14 protein-coding genes are annotated in these 17,690 nt (G+C 75.5%); 10 read left to right on the top strand and 4 right to left on the bottom strand.

Annotated elements, in window-relative coordinates:
- The first annotated feature begins 141 nt into the window (after window positions 1-141).
- Together ACIP4O_RS25460 and ACIP4O_RS25455 are read left to right on the top strand one after the other, a co-directional pair.
- The gene (locus ACIP4O_RS25460) at window positions 142-1,143 is read left to right on the top strand and encodes a hypothetical protein (RefSeq protein WP_401577851.1); all 1,002 of its coding nucleotides are present in this window, start codon (window positions 142-144) and stop codon (window positions 1,141-1,143) included.
- A 233-nt stretch (window positions 1,144-1,376) separates the two neighbouring features.
- The gene (locus tag ACIP4O_RS25455) at window positions 1,377-1,754 is read left to right on the top strand and encodes a hypothetical protein (protein WP_401577849.1); all 378 of its coding nucleotides are present in this window, start codon (window positions 1,377-1,379) and stop codon (window positions 1,752-1,754) included.
- A gap of 20 nt (window positions 1,755-1,774) precedes the next feature.
- On the opposite strand, the gene ACIP4O_RS25450 is transcribed toward ACIP4O_RS25455, so the two are convergent.
- Window positions 1,775-3,112: a PH domain-containing protein gene (locus ACIP4O_RS25450; protein ID WP_401577847.1), complete on the bottom strand. Its 1,338-nt coding sequence runs from the start codon at window positions 3,110-3,112 to the stop codon at window positions 1,775-1,777.
- 104 nt (window positions 3,113-3,216) lie between these two features.
- Complete coding sequence (locus ACIP4O_RS25445; protein WP_401577845.1) at window positions 3,217-3,834, bottom strand: PH domain-containing protein; 618 nt, start codon at window positions 3,832-3,834, stop codon at window positions 3,217-3,219.
- Between the two features lie 31 nt (window positions 3,835-3,865).
- On the opposite strand from ACIP4O_RS25445, the gene ACIP4O_RS25440 reads away from it, so the two are divergent.
- The 4 genes from ACIP4O_RS25440 (at window position 3,866) to ACIP4O_RS25425 (ending at window position 9,539) form a co-directional block, all read left to right on the top strand.
- Window positions 3,866-5,008, top strand: a complete 1,143-nt coding sequence (locus ACIP4O_RS25440) for an NADH-quinone oxidoreductase subunit D (RefSeq protein WP_361323215.1) — start codon at window positions 3,866-3,868, stop codon at window positions 5,006-5,008.
- Between the two features lie 237 nt (window positions 5,009-5,245).
- On the top strand, window positions 5,246-6,427 hold the full coding sequence (locus ACIP4O_RS25435; RefSeq protein ID WP_401578162.1) for an SAM-dependent methyltransferase: 1,182 nt from the start codon (window positions 5,246-5,248) through the stop codon (window positions 6,425-6,427).
- A gap of 384 nt (window positions 6,428-6,811) precedes the next feature.
- A complete protein-coding gene (locus ACIP4O_RS25430; protein WP_361323213.1) occupies window positions 6,812-8,002 on the top strand; it encodes a sensor histidine kinase in 1,191 nt (396 codons plus the stop codon).
- Window positions 8,003-8,870: 868 nt separating this feature from the next.
- Window positions 8,871-9,539, top strand: coding sequence for a response regulator transcription factor (locus ACIP4O_RS25425; protein ID WP_361324034.1), 669 nt, complete (start codon window positions 8,871-8,873; stop codon window positions 9,537-9,539).
- Window positions 9,540-9,623: 84 nt separating this feature from the next.
- On the opposite strand, the gene ACIP4O_RS25420 is transcribed toward ACIP4O_RS25425, so the two are convergent.
- Both ACIP4O_RS25420 and ACIP4O_RS25415 read right to left on the bottom strand, forming a co-directional pair.
- The gene (locus ACIP4O_RS25420; RefSeq protein ID WP_401577843.1) at window positions 9,624-10,742 is read right to left on the bottom strand and encodes a DUF5937 family protein; all 1,119 of its coding nucleotides are present in this window, start codon (window positions 10,740-10,742) and stop codon (window positions 9,624-9,626) included.
- 67 nt (window positions 10,743-10,809) lie between these two features.
- Window positions 10,810-12,036 (bottom strand): threonine aldolase family protein, encoded by a 1,227-nt coding sequence (locus ACIP4O_RS25415; RefSeq protein WP_401577842.1) that lies wholly within the window; start codon window positions 12,034-12,036, stop codon window positions 10,810-10,812.
- Window positions 12,037-12,572: 536 nt separating this feature from the next.
- Between ACIP4O_RS25415 and ACIP4O_RS25410 the strand changes: the two genes are divergently transcribed.
- The 4 genes from ACIP4O_RS25410 (at window position 12,573) to nadC (ending at window position 17,681) form a co-directional block, all read left to right on the top strand.
- Window positions 12,573-13,550 (top strand): Rossmann-like and DUF2520 domain-containing protein, encoded by a 978-nt coding sequence (locus ACIP4O_RS25410; protein ID WP_401577840.1) that lies wholly within the window; start codon window positions 12,573-12,575, stop codon window positions 13,548-13,550.
- The gene (panC, locus tag ACIP4O_RS25405; RefSeq protein WP_401577838.1) at window positions 13,547-14,515 is read left to right on the top strand and encodes a pantoate--beta-alanine ligase; all 969 of its coding nucleotides are present in this window, start codon (window positions 13,547-13,549) and stop codon (window positions 14,513-14,515) included. Before ACIP4O_RS25410 ends, panC begins: the two co-directional genes overlap by 4 nt.
- Window positions 14,512-16,296, top strand: coding sequence for an L-aspartate oxidase (locus ACIP4O_RS25400; RefSeq protein WP_401577836.1), 1,785 nt, complete (start codon window positions 14,512-14,514; stop codon window positions 16,294-16,296). Before panC ends, ACIP4O_RS25400 begins: the two co-directional genes overlap by 4 nt.
- A gap of 326 nt (window positions 16,297-16,622) precedes the next feature.
- A complete protein-coding gene (gene nadC, locus ACIP4O_RS25395; RefSeq protein ID WP_401577834.1) occupies window positions 16,623-17,681 on the top strand; it encodes a carboxylating nicotinate-nucleotide diphosphorylase in 1,059 nt (352 codons plus the stop codon).
- The last annotated feature ends 9 nt before the right edge of the window (window positions 17,682-17,690 follow it).

The raw sequence follows: 17,690 nt of genomic DNA, 5'->3' as shown, positions 1-17,690 counted from the left end.
CCTCCGGAAGCCGCCCGATGGCGCGCGCATGCGGAATTTCCCGGTCCGTTCGTGCGGGCTTCGGGCTTTTCCTTATCTGACGGGCTGACATGTTTCCGGCCGGGGCTCCGTAAATTGCCTACGCGCGGTAAGTTTCTGGCCATGCCACACGGACGTCACCGTCACTCCCCACCACTGCACCGGCTGCTGCCGCCCACCGCGATCGCCGTGGTGGCGGTGCTCGGGGCCGGGGCCTCCTGGTTCAGCGGCCAGGCGCTCGTCCTGCGCGGGCTCGTGCTCCTCGTCGCCGTCGCCGCGCTCACCGGCGCCGTCGTGACGCGCCGCTGGGACAGCGTCGCCGGGCTGCGCGTCGCCGAACTCGACCGCGCGCGCGGCGCCGACGAGTGGCGCCACGAGGAACGCGTGGCCGAGCTGGAGACGGAGCTGGAGGAATCGCGCGAGCAGCGGGGCGAACTGGCCCGCAAGGTGCGCGCCAAGCGCGCCGAACTCGCCGCGCTGCGCAACGAGCACGCCGCCCTCCTGCGCCGCTACGCCGCCGCCGAGACCGGCCGCGCCAACGCACTCGAAGGCCGCCGCAGGCTCGCCATCGAAGCCGCCTCCCCGGCCCGGGCCCTGCCCCCGGCCGGCACCGACCGGCACCCGGCCCCGCAGCCGCCCGCGCCGCGGGCCACCCTGCCGACGCCGGAGCTGTACGCGCGCGCCGACGCGGCCCTGACCGCCCTCGCGCACCGCGCTGCCCGGTCCCGTACCGGTGCCGCCGACCTCGCTTCCGGCGCCGCACAGGCCCCGGCCGAGCACGCCGCGGCCCACCCCGGGACGGCCCCCGCCGCCGTCCCGCCCGCGCGCCGCCAGATCGCCGCCGCCTCGGCATTCGGCCCGGCCCCCGTGCCGCGCCGCCCCGTCCCGCAGGGCAGCTTCGACTTCTTCGGCGCGCACAGCGCGGCCCCGCGCCACCCCGCCGAGGTCCCCGCCGCCGTCCGCGAGGCCGTACAGCACGCGGACCTCGCGGACGTCGTGGGCGAGGAAGCGGCCGAGGCCGCGGCGACCGAACAGGTCACGACCGAGGAGGTCATCGACCTCACGGCGCACGACGAGACGGAACAGCTGGACGTGGGCGGACTGCGGCAGGCGATGGGGGCCTGAGACCGCGGCGGCGACGGGAGTCCGGGAGCAGGGTGCCGGGAGCGCCTGGAAGCCGAGAGCCCGGGAGCCCCGGAGCCCGGGAGTTCGGTGAGCGAAGGCGCGGGCCGGGGGCCCGCGCCTTTGTCGCGTGCGGGGGCGCGCGGGAGCGTGCGCGGAGGCGGAGGCGATGCGGCGCGTCGCGAGGGGGCCGTAAAGGGTTCGCGCGCGGGGGCTCAGGAGCTCAGCATCGGAGGATGACCGCAACCGGTCCGGCTTCCGATCCCGGCCCCGCCGCCGCACGCGCCTACCTCGGCGAGTCCCTCGCCCTGCTCGCCGCCTCCGCGGAGACGCAGCATGCCTGGATCACGCGGTACGGGGTGCCCGTGGACGAGCTCGCGCTCAGCTACGACGACGCCTATCGACGAGTCCCCTCCCTCACCGCCGCCCGCGCCCTCGACCCCGACTCCGTACAAGACCTGCGCGCCATCGACGCGCTGTTCGCGCGGCTGAGCGACGAGGGCGGCGCGGCCGCGTGGGAGCCGGAGGCGCTCGGTGCGCACCCCGACTGGGCCCGCGCCCGCCTGCTCGCGGCGGCTGTCCTCGTACGCGAAGGGCTGGACACGCCCGCCTAGCTCAGCCGCGCCCGCGTGGCTCAGCCGCGCTCGTGCGGCCGTTCCTGCCGGGCGGCCGTGCGGCGGCTCGTGCGGGAGCGGGCGGCCTGGGCGTGGAAGACGGCGCGGGCCTCCTCGGCGGAGCGGGCGCGGGCGCGGACCGTACCGTTCGCGCCGTGGTCGACGGCCAGCGAGGCGAGACCGAGGGCGCGTTCCCAGGGGCCCCGCGTGAAGCGGACGCTCTGCACCTTGGCGTGCGGGACGAGCGAGGTCGTACGGCGCAGCAGCCCCTGCCGGGCGACGAAGAGGTGCCCGTCCACCGCGAGGCCCTGGCCCCGCCACCACCACGCGAGCCGCCAGCGGGCGCGGCCCGGCGGTCGTACCGGCTCGGGAATCCCCGTACCCGGCAGCACCCGCGCCGCGAGCGCGCGGCCCGTCGCGTACGGCGCGACCGGGACGAGCACCGAGTTCTGCGAGCCCGCCACGTGCAACTCGACCCGCACCCATCCGAAGACCCGCCACAGCAACGGCTCCACGAGCCGCACCGACTGCACCCGCCCCGGCGGCACCGTCTCGTGCACCGTCTCCAGCAGCCCGTGGTCCAGGCGCAGCCCGTCGGGGGACTCGCCGACCGTCCAGTCATAGGCGTTCGCGTAGGTACGGAACAGCTTCGTCGCGGCGCCGCCCACGATCGGGACCGCCGTCACGACGATCGACCACAGGCTGTGCGAAGCCGTCCACAGCAGCCCCGACACGAGCGCCGCGCCGCACAGCGAACCGAACAGGCCACCGCTCAGCAGCACGGAACCCGCGAGCCGCCCCGGCGCGACGCGCCACAGCACCCGCCGCTCCGTCTCCTCCGGCCCCCGCACCGCGCCCCCCGCGACCCGCGCGAGCAGCTCCGCGCGCAGCACCCGCGCCTCCGCCTCGGCGAGATACGCCAGCTCGTCCCTCGACTTCGCGCCCACCACGTCGAGCTTCAGCTTCGCCACGCCCACGAGCCGCCCGAGCAGCGGACGCGTCACGTCCACGGCCTGGAGCCGGTCGAGACGAATGTGCGCGGTACGCCGGAACAGCACCCCCGAACGGATGCGCAACTCGCTCTCCGTCACGGCGAACCACGTCACCCACCAGCTCAGCACCCCGTACACGCAGGCGACGAGGACGACACCGAGGCTCGCGAGCACGAGCGTCCCTGTCGCGAGCGCCGACAGCTGCCGGTACGTCCCGTTCGGGTCGTGCACCGCCCAGCCGAGGACCACGGCGACGGGGGCCCAGGCGCGGCGGAGGGGGGTGAGGGGGTGGAGGCGGCGTTCGGGACGGGGGAGGGGGGACGGGGGCGCGGCGGGGGCGGGCGGCACGGGTGCGGGGGCCGGCATGGGGGCGGGCGGCACGGGTGCCGGGGCGGGCAAGGGGGCGGGTGGCATGGGGCCCGGGGCGGGCGGCTTCTCGTACGGGCCGGTCGGCCATCCCGCCGTGTCGCTCACAGGCCCGCCGATCGGGCCTCGCCGAGCGCGGTGAGCCGGTCCCGCAGGCGCTCGGCCTCCGCCGGGAGAAGCCCGGGGACGCGCGCGTCGCTCGCCGCCGCCGCGGTGTGCAGTTGCACGCTCGCGAGGCCGAACCGGCGCTCCACCGGGCCCGAGGTCACCTCGACGAGTTGCATCCGCCCGTACGGGACGATCGTCTCGCGCCGCCACAGCACCCCGCGCGCGAGGAGCAGGTCGTCGGCGCGCTCGCGGTAGCCCCACGAGCGCCAGTTGCGGGCCAGCAGAACCCAGCCGCAGGCGAGCACGGCGAGCGGCAGCAGCGCGAAGAGCGCCCACACCGGACCCGCGAGCCAGCCCACGAGCCCGGCGACGAGCACGGCGAGCGGGACGGTGCAGAGGGAGAGGAGCAGGCGGCGCAGGGCGAGGACCTGACGCGGGAGACGGAGCCAGGGGGTGTCGGCGGGGGGAGCACCGCCGCTCGGGCCCGTACCGCCGCGGGTGCCCGTACCGCCGCAGGTGCCCGTACCGCCGCGGGTGCCCGTACCGCCGCTCGGGCCCGTACCGCCGCCGTTCGCTATGCCGTCGTCCGCGCCCGGGCGCGTCCCCGTCTCCATCCGTCCAGCGTAGGTGCGAGAGACTGAAACCATGACGGAGACCGTGATCGGCATTGGCGGCGCGGCCGAGAGCACCGACATGGTGCTGAACATCGGCCCCCAGCACCCCTCCACGCACGGCGTGCTGCGGCTGCGGCTCGTCCTGGACGGCGAACGGATCGTGAGCGCCGAACCCGTCATCGGATACATGCACCGCGGCGCGGAGAAGCTCTTCGAGGCCCGCGACTACCGGCAGATCATCATGCTGGCCAACCGGCACGACTGGCTCTCCGCGTTCTCCAACGAACTCGGCGTCGTCATGGCCGTCGAGCGGATGCTCGGCATGGAGGTCCCCGAGCGCGCCGTCTGGCTGCGCACACTCCTCGCCGAACTCAACCGCGTCCTCAACCACCTCATGTTCCTCGGCTCCTACCCGCTCGAACTCGGCGGCATCACGCCCATGTTCTACGCCTTCCGCGAGCGCGAGGAACTCCAGGCCGTCATGGAGGAGGTCTCCGGCGGCCGCATGCACTACATGTTCAACCGCGTCGGCGGCCTCAAGGAGGACATCCCGCTCGGCTGGCCGGAGCGCGTCCGCACCGCCCTCGCGCGCGTCCGCGAGCGGATGCCCGACTACGACGGGCTCATCCTCGGCAACGAGATCTTCCGCGGCCGCACCCGCGAGGTCGGCGTCCTCTCCGCGCGCGCCGTCCACGCGTACGGCGTGAGCGGGCCCATCGCCCGCGCCTCCGGCGTCGACTTCGACCTGCGCCGCGACGAGCCCTACCTCGCCTACGGGGAACTCCAGGACGTGCTGCGCGTCGTGACCCGCGAGGAAGGCGACTGCCTCGCCCGCTTCGAGTGCCTCCTCGACCAGACCCACAACTCCCTCGACCTCGCCGAAGCCTGCCTCGACCACCTCGCCGAGCTGCCCCCGGGCCCCGTCAACCAGCGCCTCCCGAAGGTCCTGAAGGCCCCCGAGGGCCACACGTACGCGTGGACCGAGAACCCGCTGGGACTCAACGGCTACTACCTGGTGTCGAAGGGCGAGAAGACCCCGTACCGCCTCAAGCTCCGCTCGGCGTCCTTCAACAACATCCAGGCGCTGACCGAGCTGCTGCCGGGGACGCTCGTGGCGGACATGGTGGCGATTCTCGGGTCGCTGTTCTTCGTGGTGGGGGACATCGACAAGTAGGGGGCGGGGGGCGTCCGGCTGCGCGGACGCGTGGTGGGGGCGTCGGGCTGCGCGGGCGCGTGGCGGGGGCGTGGGGTGTCTGGCCGGGGTGCGTGGGGCGCGTGGCCGGGGTGCGTGGGGCGCGTGGCCGGGGTGCGTGGGACGCGTGGCTATGGTGCGCGTGTGACCGCTCGACGCGCCGCCCCCGAGGCGTCCCCCGTACCGCCGCCTTCGTGGCCGCTCCCGTGGCGCGAAGCCATGGACACGGCTCTCTACGGGCCGGGCGGCTTCTACCGCTCCGCCGGGCCGGGCCCCGCCGCGCACTTCCGTACCTCCGTGCACGCCTCCCCGCTCTACGCGCGGGCCGTCGCCCGACTCCTCACCGAGCTGGACACCGTGCTCGGCGCCCCGGCCGCGCTCGACTTCGTGGACGTCGGCGCCGGACGCGGGGAACTCCTCACCGGCGTCCTCGCCGCGCTCCCCCCGGGGACGGCGGCGCGACTGCGGCCGTACGGGGTCGAGCGCGCCCCTCGGCCCGACGGGCTCGATTGGCGGATCGGGTGGGGCGAGGAGGTCCCCGGCCCCGGCCTCACCGGTCTGCTCTTCGCCAACGAGTGGCTCGACAACGTACCCGTCGACGTCGTCGAGACCGACGCGGACGGCGTGCCGCGGATCGTCCTCGTCGCGCCGGACGGGAGCGAACGGCTCGGGGAGCTCGTGAGCGGCGCGGACGCGGAGTGGCTCGCGCGGTGGTGGCCGGTGGGGGAGCACGGGGGCGGTACGGGGGCGGGGGGCTGTGCGGGTGCGGGCGGCCGTTCTGGGGAGGGTGCGGGCTCGGGCGCGGTGGGTCGTGGGGAGCCGGGGGTCCGGGTGGAGCCGGGGATGCGTGCCGAGTCCGGTGCGGGGCGAGATGCCGCTTGGGCCGCGGCCGTCTCGCGCCTCGGGCGCGGCCTCGCCGTCGCCGTCGATTACGCGCACTGCGCGCACGCGCGCCCCGCCTTCGGCACGCTCACCGGTTTCCGCGCGGGGCGCGAGGTCGCCCCCGTACCGGACGGCACGACGGACCTCACCGCCCACGTGGCACTCGACGCCTGCGCCGCCGCGACCGCGCACCACGGCCCCGCGACGCTCACCCGCCAACGCGAGGCGCTGCGCGCGCTCGGCGTCGCGGGGAGCAGACCGCCGCTCTCGCTCGCGAGCACCGACCCCACCGCGTACGTGCGGGCCCTGGCGGAGGCCGGGGAAGCGGCCGAACTGACCGACCCCGCAGGGCTCGGGGGCTTCGGGTGGTTGCTCCAGGGGGTGGGGCTCGGGGCGGGCGAGGTGGTACGGGAGACGCCGGGCGCGCCGGGTCTGACGGCGCTGCTCGGAGGGGCTTCCGGGGGCGGGGACGGGGACGGGAGCCGGGGCGGGGACGGAGGTGGGGCGCCGCTGGGGTGAGGGGGAGCGGGGCGGCGGGGGCGGATGATCTGGGCGAGGAGCGGGGCGGGGTGGGGTGACGGGGAAGTGCGCCCGGGTGCCGGGAAAGTGCGCCCGGGTGCCGGGACAGGGGCCCCGGGTGCCGGGACGGGGGCACGGGTGGCCGTGACCGGGGTGCAGGGTGGCCGTGCCCGGCGGCCCGGGTGGCTGTGACCGAGGCGCCGGGTGGCCGTAGCCGGGGCGCAGGGTGGCTGTGACCGCCGCGTAAGGCCCGCGAGCGGGGGAGTGCGGGGGCCGGTGACCGGGCGGATGGGGGCTTCTCCACCTTGGGGAGTACGGTGATCGCTTCCGGATCGGCCCTTCGGTTGACCCCTCCCCCTCGTCCCCGTTCCTACGCTGGGCAACGTGCAGCGCCTCTACGACTTCATCCGCAGACACCCCTCGTGGGTCGACGGGTGCTGGGCCGTGCTCCTCGTCGTGGTGACGCTCCTCACCTTCGCGGGACAGCACGGGCAACGCAGCATCCCGCTGTCCGTCATCGTCCTCATCGGCCTCGGCTGCGTCGTCGGGCTGCGTCGCCGCGGCCCCGAACGCGTCCTGCTGCTCGCCATCGTCCTCGGCGTCGCCCAGCTCGTCCTCGGCGTCCAGGTCTTCGTCGGCGACTTCGCGCTCCTCGTCGCCGTCTACACGGCCGCCTCCCAAGGCGCGCGCTGGTCCTCGCGCCTCGCCCTCGTCGGCGCCTTCCTCGCCGCCCCCGTCGCGGAACTGCGCTGGCCCACCCGCACCGCGGGCACCTCCGAGGCGATCTTCTTCACCGGCATCCTGATGGTGCCCTTCGTGCTGGCCTGGGTCATGGGTGACTCCTTGCGCACCCGCCGCGCCTACTTCGCCCACCTCGAAGAACGCGCCGCCCGTCTCGAACGCGAACGGGAGGCACAGGCGAAGGTCGCCGTGGCCGCCGAACGCGCCCGCATCGCCCGCGAACTCCACGACGTCGTCGCCCACAACGTCTCCGTCATGGTCGTCCAGGCCGACGGCGCCGCCTACGTGCTCGACGGCTCGCCCGAACAAGCCCGTACCGCGCTGGAGACCATCTCCGCCACCGGCCGACAGGCCCTCGCCGAGATGCGCCGCCTGCTCGGCGTACTGCGCACCGGCGAACCCCGTGAGGCGGGCGAGTACGTCCCCCAACCCGACGTCGACCAGATGAACGAGCTGATCGAGCAGGTCAGAGGCGCCGGGCTGCCCGTCGACTTCCGTATCGAGGGCGCGGTACGACAACTCCCGCGCGGCGTCGAACTCACCGCGTACCGCATCGTGCAGGAAGCCCTCACCAACACCCGGAAACACGGCGGGCCCGACGCCGGCGCCAGCGTCCGCCTCGTCTACTTCGACGACGGCCTCGGCCTCCTCATCGAGGACGACGGCCGCGGCGCCCCCACCGCACTCACCACCGACCGCGGCGCCGACGGCGCCGGCCACGGCCTCATCGGCATGCGCGAACGCGTCGGCATGGTCGGCGGCACCCTCGACGCAGGCCCCCGCCCAGGAGGAGGCTTCCGCATCAGCGCCCTGCTCCCCCTCAAAACAACCTGACCCCCACTTGCCCCCGGGGGGGCCTCCCCCCCCGCCCCCCGCCCCCGCCCCTCCACCCACCACCTCCACCCACCACCTCCGCCCACCACCTCCGCCCACCCCGGGCCCGCCCTCCTACCCCCACCCACCCACGCCGGCCCCAACGCCCGCCCCACACCTCCGCGCACGTCCCGCCCGCGCCCGGCGCCCACCTCCGCCCCGTCCCCGAAGGAACCCCATGCCACCCGCCCCACCCCCCGGCCCGAGCACTCCCGGCCGAAGCACTCCCGGCCGAAGCACTCCCGGCCGAAGCGCCGCCGGCCCGAGCGTCGTGGGCCCAAGCGCCGTTGAGCCGCGCGCCGCCGAGCCGCGCGCCGCCAGCCCGATCGCCGCCGCCCCAAGCACCCCCGCCCCGAGCACCCCCCGCCCAATCGCCTCGCGCCCGCTCGTCCCCGGCCAGAGCAGCCCCGCCCCGAGCGCCGCCGACCCGAACACCCCCCGCCCAATCGCCTCCGGCCCGCAGGCCTCGCCTCCCCCGGTCGCTCCTGTCCCCCGCGCTCTCGGCTCACGGCCCCCCGCCTCAGGCGCCTCCCCTTCCGAGGCCTCTCCCGGCCCCTCCGATCCGGGCAGCCCGGCCGATGGAACTGCCACGCCGGGCTCCTCCGATCCGGGCAGCCCGGCCCGCGGAACTGCCACGCCGGGCCCCTCCGACCCGAACACCCCCCGCCCGGCAACGCCTGCCCCCGACCCCTCCAATCCGCGCACCCCCGGCCCTGGAGCGACCGCCCCCGGCCCCGCAGGCTCACCCGCCCCCGATTCCGGCGGTCCTGGCCCGGGCGTCCCCAGCGCCGACCCTGCCACCGCCGGCGCCCCGGGGGCTCCCGCTCCCATCCGCATCCTCCTCGTCGATGACCAAGCTCTGCTCCGGGCCGGTTTCCGGATGGTGCTGGCCTCGCAGGGGGACCTGGAGGTGGTCGGTGAGGCGGGGGACGGACTGGAGGCGCTTGAGGCGCTGGAGCGTGTCGAAGCCGATGTCGTGCTGATGGATGTGCGGATGCCGCGGCTCGACGGGGTCGAGGCCACGCGCCGGATTCATGAGCGTCCGGATGCGCCGCGCGTGCTGATCCTCACCACCTTCGACCTCGACGAGTACGCCTTCTCCGCCCTGCGCGCGGGAGCCAGCGGCTTCATGCTCAAAGACGTGCCGCCCAGCGAACTGGTCGCCGCGATCCGGGCCGTGCACAGCGGGGACGCGGTGGTCGCGCCGAGCACCACGCGCCGGCTGCTCGACCGCTTCGCACCGATGCTGCCTGGCACCGGCCCCGCCACCCACCCCGAACTCGACAGGCTCACCGGCCGCGAGCAGGAAGTCATGCGGCTCGTGGCGCAGGGCCTGTCCAACGGGGAGATCGCCGCCAGGCTCGTCCTCTCCGAGGCCACCGTGAAGACCCACGTCGGCCGTGTCCTCACCAAACTCGGCCTGCGCGACCGCGTGCAGGTCGTCGTCCTCGCCTACGAGACCGGCATCGTCCGCGTCGGCGGGGGCCCCGGCGCCTGAATCACCGGACCGTGCACCTCCTCCACCCCCTCACTCCCTTCCGTCAGTTCTCCTCCCCTCCGCAGGCAGGCGCTCCCGCCCCGGTCACCTCAGCAGGTGCCCCACGAAGTCCGTCCCCAGCCGGGCCACGAGTTCGAGGTCCAGCTCGTGCAGTACGTAACGGCCGCGTCGGCTCGACGTGACCAGGCCCGCACGCTTCAGCACCGCGAGGTGCCGGGAGACCTCCGGGGCGCTCAGCCCGTGTGCCTCCGCCAGCCCGATCGTGCTGTACGCCGAGCGCGACAGCAGGCGGCACATCCGCATCCGAACCGGGTGCGAGAGCGCCTCCATCCGCAGCGTCAGCTCCTCCACCGTCGGCCCGGGCGGCGGGTCCTGCGAGGCGACCGGGTAGTGCAGTACCGGCTGCCAGCCGTGCCGGTGCAAGACCATCAGGTGCGGGCTGCCCAGCCGCGTGGGCACGAGCGTCAGCCCCTGCGGCGCCGCCGCGGTCCGCGCCGCGGTGAGCTTGTCCACCGTGATGCGGGCCGTCTCCTCGTCGTACGTGATGGCCGGTGAGGCGTGGGCCAGAGCCGCGCCGAGGCCCTTGCGGCGCAGCAACTCCGCCGTGTGGCGCGCGTCGGCCGCGAGGCCCGGCCCCACCCGCCGCCATGTGTCGGCGAAGAACGCCTCCTCGCACTCCGTCATCAAGCCCCGGAACCACTCCCGTGCCCACCCCGGATCGGCCAGGACCCGTTGGGTGAAGTCGACCAGGGGCCGGCCCTGCGCCGCCGCCAGAGTGAGCGTGCGTCTCCGCACCACGACGTCCGTCAGCGGACTCGGTATCCGCGTTCCGTACGCCCCGTACGAGGGATCGCACACCGATTCGAGCAGCGCGGCCACGAAGTCCTCGTCCGGCACCCGGTCCAGGAGGTCCAGCTCCTCGGCGAGCGTTCCGGCGGGCTGCGCCTCCTCCTCCGCCGGCAGCCCGGCGAAGGCCGTGAAGACGTCCGAGAACGCCGCACCCCACAGGAACCTCGCCTCCTCCAGCCGGTCGGCCAGGTGCGGGGCCAGACGCGCCGTGGTCGCCGTCACCCACGCCGCGAGCCGTGGATGGTGCCGGGACTCGGTGAACGCGTGCAGCGCCATGCCCAGCTCCGCCAGCGGCGAGGGCTTCACCCGGACCCGGTCGTGGGGCAGCCCGGCGATATCGATGACGACGCTCACCGCACCATGGTGCCCCGCCCACGCCACCTCCCGTCAGCCCACAGCGGCCGCACCCCGACCCGACGCCTCAACCCCGCTCCTCCTCTCCCGCCCGGCTCCCCTTCTGCAGCCGCCCGACGAAATCGACGACCGCGTCCTCGACGCCCTCGTCCGGCCACTCCAGCGCCGCCCCGGCGACCGTCACCTCCGTGAACGCGATCCCCGGCACGTGCTGGTCGTGCCAGGCGCCGAAAAGGCTCTCGCTCCGCTCCCGCGCCTGCGCGATCCCCGCCTCGTCCAGCTCCCTCGCCGCGTACGGCAGCCACAACTGGAACTGGTGCGTGTGCGGCACCTCCGGGTGCAACCGGTACCAGGACACACCGGACCGCTCCAGGCCGCGCCGCAGCGCCGCCGACACCTCGCGCGCCCTCGCCACGTACTCAGGCAGCCGGGGCAGCTCGCGCTCCAGGCCGATCAAGGCGCTCAGCGCGGTGGGGAACTGCTGGAAGATCTGGCCCCCGTACCGGTGCCGCCAGGCCCGCGCCTCGTCGACGAGCTGCCCCGGACCGGCGAGCACCGCCCCGCCCAGCCCTTCGAGCGACTTGTAGAAGGACACGTACACGCTGTCCGCGAGCGCCGCGATCTCCCGCAGGTCCTTCCCGAAGTGCGTCTCCGTCTCCCACAGGCGCGCCCCGTCGAAGTGCACGACCGCGTCCCGCTCCCGGGCCGCCGCGACCACGTCGACCAGTTCCTCCCAGCTCGGCAGGACGAAACCGGCGTCCCGCAGCGGCAGCTCCAGCATCAGCGTCCCGAACGGCTCCTCCAGCGCCGCCACCTCCGCCGCCGTCGGCAGCCGCGGCGCCCGCGTCGGATGCACCGTGCGCAGCCCGCTCACGGTGTGGAGCGCGTCCCGCTCGTGCACCTCCGGGTGCGCCAGCGGGTGCAGTGCCACGACGGGGTTCCCCGTCCGTCCCGCCCAGGCACGCAGCGCCACCTGCTGCGCCATCGTCCCGCTCGGGAAGAACGCGGCGGCCTCCGTACCGAGCAACTCGGCGACCCGTTCCTCCAGCTCGGCGACGATCCCGCCGCCGTAGATGTCCACCGGTTCGTCCAGGTCGGCGACCGTGCCGGCCAGCCGCGCCAGCTCCTCGATCCGTTCCCCCAGCGAGTCCCGCATCCGCGGCCGGCTCAACGCCCGCCGCGCCGCACGCTGCGCGTCCCTGCGACGGCGTTGGAGAGCCGCCCCCTCGTCCTGTTCCGCCGCCGCCTCGGCCCGCTCCACGGGCGCCTTCGCCGCCGTCCTCGCGTCAGCCATCGCCACCGCTCCTCTCGTCCGTCTACTCGTTCGCTCGTTCGTTCCGGTCGATGGATAGATCATGGCAAGCCGTCAAAACGAGCGCCCAAAGTTATCCACAGACGGCGTTCGTGGTCGTACCACCCGATAATCGCCTCCCAGCCCGCACCCCCTCGGCCCGCACCCCCTCGGCCCCCTCGGCCCGCACCCCCTCGGCCCCCTCGCCCCGCCCCGCCGTCCCGCCCACCCGCCTTCGCGTTAGCATGACGAGAAATCGTCCGGTACCGGCAGCGGACTGGAACGGAAGGCCCCGCAGTGACCGACACGAACCCACCGAGCCGCCACGGCACACCCATCGCGCCGAGCGCTCACCCCGCGCCCGCTCCGAGCTCCGCGCCGAGCGCTCACCCCGCGCCCGCCCCGAGCCCCACCCCCAGCGCGCCCGCCGCACCCCCCACCCCAAGCGCGCCCGCGCCAAGCGCACCCACACCCTCCACCCCGAGCGCCCTCTCCACCCCAAGCGCCCTCCCCACCCCCCAACCCCCCGGGACCCGCCGGTGAACACCCCGCCCCCCGACCCCGCCTCGCGCCCCGCCCGTCTCGACATCGGCGTCGTCGGTGCCGGCCGTGTCGGCCCGGCGCTCGCCGCCTCGCTCGCCCTCGCCGGGCACCGCCCCGTCGCCGTCTCCGGGGTCTCCGACGCCTCTCGCAGGCGCGCCGCGAGCCTCCTGCCCGACGTTCCCCTCGTCACCCCCGACGAAGTCCTCGCGCGCGCCCAGCTCGTCCTGCTCACCGTCCCCGACGACGCCCTCCCCGGCCTCGTCGCGGGACTCGTCGAGACCGGCGCGGTCCGCCCCGGGCAGCTCCTCGTACACACCTCGGGGCGGTACGGGACCAAGGTCCTCGACCCCGTCGTCCGCGCCGGAGGGCTGCCGCTCGCGCTGCACCCCGTCATGACCTTCACGGGCACACCCGTCGACGTGCAGCGCCTCGCGGGCTGCTCCTTCGGCGTCACCGCGCCCGAGGAACTGCGCCTCGCCGCGCAGGCGCTCGTCATCGAGATGGGCGGCGAACCCGAGTGGATCGCCGAGGAGGCCCGCCCGCTCTACCACGCGGCCCTCGCCCTCGGCTCCAACCACCTCGTCACCCTCGTCGCACAGGCCATGGACCTGCTCCGCACCGCCGGGGTCGACGCGCCGGACCGCATGCTCGGACCGCTCCTCGGCGCGAGCCTCGACAACGCGCTGCGCTCCGGCGACGCGGCCCTCACCGGCCCCGTCTCGCGCGGCGACGCGGGCACCGTGGCCGCCCACATCGAACAGCTCCGTACGCACGCGCCGCAGATGCTCCCCGGCTACCTCGCCATGGCCCGCGCCACCGCCGACCGCGCCCTGAGCCACGGCCTCCTCAAACCGGAACCCGCCGAGGACCTCCTCGACGTCCTCGCCGAACCCCCGCACCCACGCACGGACCCACCCGGAGGCAACGGCCCCGAGGACACGGGCCCCACCGACCCCACCGGAGGCACCGCGTGACCACCCCGCACCACCCCACCGCAGGCGCCGACGGCCCCGCTCCCACCACCCCCGCCGCCCCCTTCCTCCTCACCACCGCCGCCGCCCTCCACGCCCTCCCGCGCCCCGCCGGCCGCCGCGCCCTCGTCATGACGATGGGCGCGCTCCACGAAGGCCACGCGAGCCTCGTCCGCGAGGCCCGCGCGCTCGCCGGGCCCGGGGGGCAGGTCGTCGTCACCGTCTTCGTCAACCCGCTGCAATTCGGCGCGGGCGAGGACCTCGACCGCTACCCGCGCACCCTCGAAGCCGACCTCGACATCGCCGGCTCCGCGGGCGCCGACCACGTCCTCGCCCCCTCCGTCGACGAGGTCTACCCCGGCGGCGCGCCCGAGGTGCGGATCAGCGCGGGCCCCATGGGCGAGCGGCTCGAAGGCGCGAGCCGCCCGGGCCACTTCGACGGGATGCTCACCGTCGTCGGCAAGATGTTCCACCTCGTGCGCCCCGACCTCGCCCTCTTCGGCCAGAAGGACGCCCAGCAGCTCGCGCTCGTCCGCCGCATGGTGCGCGACCTCGCCTTCGGCATCGAGATCGTCGCCGTACCCACCGCGCGCGAGAGCGACGGACTCGCCCGCTCCAGCCGCAACCGCTACCTCTCCGAGGACGAGCGCCGCAGCGCACTGGCGCTCTCGCGGGCGCTGTACGCGGGCCAGGAGGCCGCCGCGCGCGGCGAGGACCCCGCGTCCGTACGCGCCGCCGCGCGCCGCGTGCTCGACGAGGCCGCGCACGCCGCGCCGCCCGTCGTCCTCGACTACCTCGCGCTCGTCGACCCCGCCGACTTCACCGAGGTCACCGACACACCGCCCGCGACAGCGGAAGCCGTCCTCGCCGTCGCGGCCCGCGTCGGCGCGACGCGCCTCATCGACAACCTCCCGCTGGCCCCGGCCGCCGGGCCCGCACACCCTCCCGCCTCCGGAGCCAGACCATGAGCACCGCACAGTCCGCGATACCTCCCGAGGCCCTGCGCCTCCCCGCGCCCGAGCCCGGCTGGCGCCGCGAGGCCGACGTCGTCGTGGTGGGCTCCGGCGTCGCCGGGCTCACCGTCGCGCTGCGCTGCGAGGCGGCCGGGCTGCGTACGGTCGTCGTCACCAAGGCGCGCCTGGACGACGGCTCGACGCGCTGGGCGCAGGGCGGGATCGCCGCCGCGCTCGGCGAGGGCGACACGCCCGAGCAGCACTTCGACGACACGCTCGTCGCGGGCGTGGGGCTGTGCGACGCCGACGCCGTGCGCCTCCTCGTCAGCGAGGGCCCCGGCGCCGTGCGCCGCCTCATCGACACGGGCGCGCGCTTCGACACCGAGGACACCGGTGAGGGCGGTACGGAGATCGCCCTCACCCGCGAGGGAGGCCACCACCGCCGCCGCATCGTCCACGCGGGCGGCGACGCGACCGGCGCGGAGGTCTCGCGCGCGCTCGTCGAAGCCGTACGGGCCAAGGCCATCCCGACCATCGAGAACGCCCTCGCGCTCGACCTCCTCAAGGACGCCGAAGGCCGTACCGCGGGCATCACGCTGCACGTCATGGGCGAGGGCCGGCACGACGGCGTCGGCGCCGTCCTCGCCCCCGCCGTCGTCCTCGCGACGGGCGGCATGGGCCAGGTCTTCGCCGCGACGACGAACCCGCCCGTCTCGACCGGCGACGGCGTCGCTCTCGCGCTGCGCGCGGGCGCCGAGGTCAGCGACCTGGAGTTCGTCCAGTTCCACCCCACCGTCCTCTTCCTCGGCCCCGGCGCGGAGGGGCAGCAGCCGCTGGTCTCGGAGGCGGTACGGGGCGAGGGCGCCCACCTCGTCGACGCCGACGGCGTCCGCTTCATGACCGGGCAGCACGAACTCGGCGAACTCGCCCCGCGCGACATCGTCGCCAAGGCCATCACCCGGCGCATGCGCGAGCAGGGCACGACGCACATGTACCTCGACGCCAGGCACTTCGGCGCGCAGATGTGGGAGAACCGTTTCCCCACGATCCTCGCCGCCTGCCGCGCCCACGGCATCGACCCCGTCACCGCGCCCATCCCCGTCTCGCCCGCGGCGCACTACGCCTCGGGCGGCGTCCGCACCGACACCCGAGGCCGTACGACCGTGCCGGGGCTCTACGCCTGCGGGGAGGTCGCCTGCACCGGCGTCCACGGCGCCAACCGGCTCGCGTCCAACTCGCTCCTCGAAGGGCTCGTGTACGCGGAACGCATCGCCGCGCACCTCATCGCGGGGCACACCACGGCGGCGGAACCTTCCGGCGTCGCGGACGACGGGCGGCGGTCGGCCCGCGAACCGGTCCACGAGCCGGCCCGCGAACCGGCTCGCGAACCGGTGCGCGCATCGGCCCACGTCGAGGTCCTCCAGGCGGCGGAGGATCGTTTCGCCGTGCAGCGCGCCATGAGCGAGGGCGTGAGCGTACTCCGCTCCGCCGCCTCCCTCCGTACCACCGCCGAAGCGCTCGACGCGCTGCGCGCCCGCGCCGCCGACGCCGAGCCCGCCGAGCCCGGCGTCGACACCTGGCAGGCCACCAATCTCCTCACCGTCGCGCGCGTCCTCACCGAGGCCGCGCTCGCGCGCGAGGAGACCCGCGGCTGCCACTGGCGCGAGGACCACCCCGAGCGCGCCGACCCCACGGGCGCACGGCATATCGTCGTCACCCTGGACGCCCCGACGCACACCCCGCGCCTGCGCCGCACGGACGGCACCACCTTCCCGCCCACCCGCCCGCACGACTGACCCCACTCACTCGTACGGGTGAGACGCTCGCCCGCCCGGGGCACCCCGCCCGCCCGTACCGCCCCCGCTTCCCGTACGACCGCGTACGTAGCGGCCCGTACGCCCGGACGAGCAGCCGACCGTCCGTGCGACCGCGTACTGTCCGTACGCACGCACGTACCCGCGACCGCCGTACCCGCCACGCCCGGCGGTCCGGGCGGTCACACTCGTACGTACCGCACGACGCGCACCCCGGGCACCACCCGGGGCCGCGCGCACCACCCGCGGGCGCGACCGCGGCGCCCGCACGACCCCGTACCACCCGTACCGCACCAGGAGCCCCGACCGTGAGCACCAGCCCCGAGCAGCCCGAGCCGACCGAGCCCACCCCCGCAGCCGTGCTGCCGCTGCTGCCCGCCGACGACGCGGGCGCGAGCGGTGGCCGCGGCGCGGGCTGTGCCTGCGGCGGGCACGACGCCGAGGACCACGAGCACGAGGACGACGAGGACGTCTGCGGCCTGGACCCCGCGCTCGCCGCGCTCCTCGCCGCCAAAGGCCTCGACCCCGTCCACGTCGAGGACGTCGCGTACCTGACCCTCGCCGAGGACCTGGACGGCGGCGAGGACGTCACCTCGCTCGCGACCGTCCCCGCCGACGCCGTCGCGACCGCCGACTTCACCGCGCGCGAGAACGGCGTCGTCGCCGGGCTGCACATCGCGGAGGCCGTCATCTCGCTCGTCGCGACCGAGGAGTTCGAGGTCGAGCGGCACGTCGCGGACGGCGACGCGGTGCACGCCGGGCAGAAGCTGCTCAGCGTCACGACCCGCACCCGCGACCTGCTCACCGCCGAGCGCAGCGCCCTCAACCTGCTCAACCGCCTCTCCGGCATCGCGACGGCGACCCGCGCCTGGGCCGACGCGCTCGCCGGGACGAAGGCGCGCGTGCGCGACACCCGCAAGACCACACCAGGGCTGCGCGCGCTGGAGAAGTACGCCGTGCGCTGCGGCGGCGGCGTCAACCACCGCATGTCCCTCTCGGACGCCGCGCTCGTCAAGGACAACCACGTCGTCGCCGCCGGGGGCGTCGCCGCCGCCTTCGAGGCGGTGCGGACGATGTTCCCCGGGCTGACCGTCGAGGTGGAGGTCGACACGATCCACCAGCTGCGCGAAGTGCTCGACGCCGGAGCCGATCTCGTCCTGCTCGACAACTTCACCCCCGCCGAGACCGAGGAGGCCGTCGCCCTCACCGCCGGGCGCGCCCTGCTCGAATCCTCCGGCCGCCTCACCCTCGACAACGCCCGCGGCTACGCCGAGACCGGTGTCGACTACCTCGCCGTCGGCGCGCTCACGCACTCCGCGCCGATCCTCGACATCGGCCTCGACCTGCGCGCGCCGGACAACGCCTGACCCCGTCCC

Origin of the sequence: Streptomyces sp. NPDC088923, assembly GCF_044749745.1 — a bacterium.
Taxonomy (GTDB): Bacteria; Actinomycetota; Actinomycetes; order Streptomycetales; family Streptomycetaceae; genus Streptomyces.
This window is presented reverse-complemented; position numbering and strand designations above follow the sequence as displayed.

What these genes read in the sequence shown, in the direction of transcription:
- ACIP4O_RS25460 (WP_401577851.1), top strand. Translation starts at nt 142, where the DNA reads ATGCCACACGGACGTCACCGTCACTCCCCACCACTGCACCGGCTGCTG.
- ACIP4O_RS25455 (WP_401577849.1), top strand. Translation starts at nt 1,377, where the DNA reads ATGACCGCAACCGGTCCGGCTTCCGATCCCGGCCCCGCCGCCGCACGC.
- ACIP4O_RS25450 (WP_401577847.1), bottom strand. Translation starts at nt 3,112, where the DNA reads ATGCCGGCCCCCGCACCCGTGCCGCCCGCCCCCGCCGCGCCCCCGTCC.
- ACIP4O_RS25445 (WP_401577845.1), bottom strand. Translation starts at nt 3,834, where the DNA reads ATGGAGACGGGGACGCGCCCGGGCGCGGACGACGGCATAGCGAACGGC.
- ACIP4O_RS25440 (WP_361323215.1), top strand. Translation starts at nt 3,866, where the DNA reads ATGACGGAGACCGTGATCGGCATTGGCGGCGCGGCCGAGAGCACCGAC.
- ACIP4O_RS25435 (WP_401578162.1), top strand. Translation starts at nt 5,246, where the DNA reads ATGGACACGGCTCTCTACGGGCCGGGCGGCTTCTACCGCTCCGCCGGG.
- ACIP4O_RS25415 (WP_401577842.1), bottom strand. Translation starts at nt 12,036, where the DNA reads ATGGCTGACGCGAGGACGGCGGCGAAGGCGCCCGTGGAGCGGGCCGAG.
- ACIP4O_RS25400 (WP_401577836.1), top strand. Translation starts at nt 14,512, where the DNA reads ATGAGCACCGCACAGTCCGCGATACCTCCCGAGGCCCTGCGCCTCCCC.